The sequence below is a fragment of the Ruthenibacterium lactatiformans genome (assembly GCF_000949455.1).
Classification (GTDB): Bacteria; Bacillota; Clostridia; order Oscillospirales; family Ruminococcaceae; genus Ruthenibacterium; species Ruthenibacterium lactatiformans.
In genome coordinates this window covers 1-2,955 of record NZ_JXXK01000078.1, presented here as the reverse complement: position 1 = coordinate 2,955, position 2,955 = coordinate 1, and the positions used below count along the sequence as shown (strand labels likewise).

The 2,955-nt window shown below is 56.0% G+C and carries 4 protein-coding genes; all 4 read left to right on the top strand.

Annotated elements, in window-relative coordinates; translation table 11 throughout:
• Positions 1–361: hypothetical protein (locus tag TQ39_RS21505; protein WP_207641418.1), on the top strand; the 361-nt coding region annotated here is incomplete at its 5' end.
• Positions 362–690: 329 nt separating this feature from the next.
• Positions 691–903, top strand: a complete 213-nt coding sequence (locus tag TQ39_RS19690) for a hypothetical protein (RefSeq protein WP_156146447.1) — start codon at positions 691–693, stop codon at positions 901–903.
• Between the two features lie 12 nt (positions 904–915).
• Entirely contained in the window at positions 916–2,055 is a 1,140-nt protein-coding gene (locus tag TQ39_RS19685) for a tyrosine-type recombinase/integrase (protein WP_050006792.1), read from the top strand.
• A gap of 167 nt (positions 2,056–2,222) precedes the next feature.
• On the top strand, positions 2,223–2,955 hold a 733-nt coding region (locus tag TQ39_RS19680; protein WP_156146445.1), incomplete at its 3' end, for a tyrosine-type recombinase/integrase.

Sequence of the window (2,955 nt, the reverse complement as noted above, 5' to 3'; positions counted from 1 at the left end):
AATCGGGATTGTAATTGATTGGCTGCACGACGAAAAGCAGTTCGAAGGCACGGCATCGGAGCTGTTGGAAATTCTCCATGACGCTCTGCCCTGCGAGCTCCGTCCCAACATTCTCAGCCGCTGGCTGAACAAGCACAAGGGAATGCTGAAAGCAAACGGCGTGAGTTACACGCTCAGGCGCACACGCGACAGCAGGACGATCTGTCTGAGCTGTGACGGTAATGACGCAAATGACGATATTTCTTGGAGCGGGTTGGCGTCCAAAATACCGTCACCATCGTCACAACCGTCACGGGCCGCGGCTTTGCCCGGTGTTTCGCGCCAAAGACTGGGAACGGGAAGATGCCCGCCTCTGCCCTGAAAAGGCCTCACAGGGCCGCTGTGGCCGGGATGCGGCGAAGCCGGGCTCCGCCGGAAGCCCGGTGAGCAATTGGGCGGGTCTCCATGGAGCCAATCGAAAAAGATAGCAGGAGAAAGGAAGACACCGCTTTCGCGGCGTCTTGGGGATGCATCAGCCCGCAGTGCGGGCTGAGCGTGGTACCGGAGTGACACCAAAATGGGGGTGTGGTACCAATTGAGCGCACCAAAACAGCGAAAAAGAGCCAGATTTCGGCAGTGTACCGCGGTTTTTCCGTGACACCAAACCGGCCGAAAAACCGGTACCATGCAAAAAATGAAAGGATGGATGCGATGTACAGATTTCATCAGGAAAAGAGGATAAAGCCCGGCCTGGCCATCACGCAAAGGCATATCCGTTTGTGCGACAGGCATCTCCGGGCAGCGGGTGTGAGTTCGCGCAATGAATTTGTAGAGAAAGCGATCGAGTGCTATGCGGGCTGGCTCGACGTCAAACAAAACCCGGAGTTCTTTCGGGAACTCTTTGGGCCGGATATCGGCCGATAAGGAGTTTCCCTATTGGCCAGTCTGAAACAGCTGGATGAGCGGCGGTACAAAATTACGGTCTCAAACGGATATCGGCCGGATGGAAGAAAGGTGTGCAAAGCAAGGACGCTCCATGTTCCGAAAAGGATCCCCCGGCGCTCGGTGCTTCAGTATGTGATGCACGCAGCGGAAGAATTGGAAAAGGAATTCAAGTACGGTTATGCGGAGGATGGAGAAAAGACATTTGAGGCGTATGCACGCGGATGGCTTGAAAGGCAGACGCATTACGCGCCCAGTACGCTCGCCGGGTACCGGCAGATGCTGGAACGGGTGTATGGAGAGATCGGACAGATCCGTCTGAAAGAGCTTCGTCCGATAACGATAGAGTATCTTTTGGAGCGGCTCCGAAAACAGCCGGGGCCAAGCGGCAGGCAGCTGGGCGAGGCGACGGTGCAAAAATATTGGGGCGTGGTTTCGGTGGTGCTGAATGATGCGAAGAGAAACCAGATCATTGCGTACAATCCCGCACAATGCATTGGAAAGCCGGAAGCGAAGTATAGGGAGCAAAAGATCCCTACAGACAAAGAAGCCAAACGTTTTCTCGGACTGCTGGAGCAGGCGCCCGTCCTTTACCGAAGCTATTTTACATTGATGATGCTTACAGGAATGAGGCGCGGAGAACTGTGCGCGCTGCGGTGGAAGGATATCCGGCGGGAATGCATCGTAGTGTCGCGGAGCAGGGGTCGTGTTCGGGGAGCGGGTCTGCTGGAGGGTCCGACAAAGAATAGAAAGCCAAGGCTCATAGCGGTCAGCAGGACGATGTCCGGAGTGCTGGATGCATTGAGGCAGTGGCATTTGGAAACGCAGGGAGAGATCATCGAGGATGCGCTGCTGTTTGTCAATGAGAATGGTTCGGCTCCGGACCCCGCCACGTTCACACACTGGCTGAGGCGGTTCTACGACAGGAATGGATTCAGCAGAGAATTTCATGTACACACGCTGCGGCACTATGCGATCACGACGATGCTTGCAGAGGGGATAAGCAAGCAGACGGTCGCGGAGATCGCGGGGCATGCGAGCACGGATTTTCTGGAAAGGACCTACTGCCACCCACAGATGGAGAGCAGGATGCTTGCGGCGGAACGGCTGTCAAACGTATTGTTTCCATCATAGTATTGAATGAAAGCGGCAGCGCCGGTGTGAGACATACCGGCGCTGCCGCTTTTGTGTTGGTAATGCCAAATGTTTTCGTTGGTATTGTAGAATAGCGGGTTTGGAGCTGGCTATTGAGCACAGCTGACGGTATGCTTTGTGTCAGAAACCCAAAAGGAGTGGTCAATATGGCAAGCATCCGCAAGCGCGGGGAAAACAGTTATCTGCTGGTGGTATCCCGGGGATACGATTACCAGGGCAATCGGCTGAAGCCGGTGCAAAAGACAGTGCATCCGCCGAAGGGGCTGACGGCAAAACAGACGGAGAAATGGCTCAATGAACAGGCGGTCCTTTACGAACGGGAGGTGAAGCGAACGCCCGGTGAGCCTGTGAATCGGAGCATCACGCTGGCAAAATACATCGACATCTGGCTGGAGCAGGTGGCGCCAAAGAAACTGGCGGCCAGCACACTGGTGCGGGATAAGCAGGATATCCGGCGAATCCTGCCAGCGCTGGGGCATTACAAGCTGGCAGAGCTGAACAAGGACATTTTACGGGCTTTCTACGATGCGATGCGCTCGGAACAGAACTGGAAGACAGGCGGACTTCTGGCTGAAAAAACAGTGGAGGGCATCCATTCCTGCCTGTGCGGGATCCTGTCCGATGCAGTGGAGGCAGGGTATATCACGCACAATCCTGCATGGCGGGCATACAGGAAGAAAGGCGCGCCGCAGGAGCGGCCGGTGGCGGATGAGGAAACAGTGCAAAGGCTTATCACGGCGCCGGAAGGCCAGAGCCTGAAATACGAAGTCTATTTCAAGCTGATCCTCGCCACGGGCATGCGGAGGGGCGAGGCCTGCGGCCTGCGGTGGTCGGACATCGACTGGCGCCAGCGGGCGCTGCATATCCGGCGCAATGTAG